The 295-nt window shown below is 49.5% G+C and carries 1 rRNA gene; it reads left to right on the forward strand.

Features of this window, described 5'->3' with window-relative positions:
• Positions 1-149: 149 nt before the first annotated feature.
• Positions 150-268: ribosomal RNA gene (rrf, locus tag HMPREF2967_RS07850) — 5S ribosomal RNA — on the forward strand.
• The last annotated feature ends 27 nt before the right edge of the window (positions 269-295 follow it).

Genomic DNA, 295 nt, shown 5'->3' on the forward strand with positions numbered 1-295 from the left:
GGTACTAATAGACCAAAACAAACACACACACCCATTCTTTAGGGTGTGTCAACAACAAACACAACAGTAAAATAATCACACTGCCGTGTTCGCGTCCACTACACAGTATCTGACACAACACCAGCAACCAGACGTTGCCCCGAGTGTTTGTCGGTGGCCTATAGCAGCAGGGAAACGCCCGGTACCCATTCCGAACCCGGAAGCTAAGCCTGCTAACGCTGATGGTACTGCAACCGGGAGGTTGTGGGAGAGTAAGAAACCGCCGACACCAAACAACAACAAACAACTCAATACA

This window comes from Corynebacterium sp. HMSC059E07, assembly GCF_001814395.1.
GTDB classification, from domain to species: domain Bacteria; phylum Actinomycetota; class Actinomycetes; order Mycobacteriales; family Mycobacteriaceae; genus Corynebacterium; species Corynebacterium hesseae.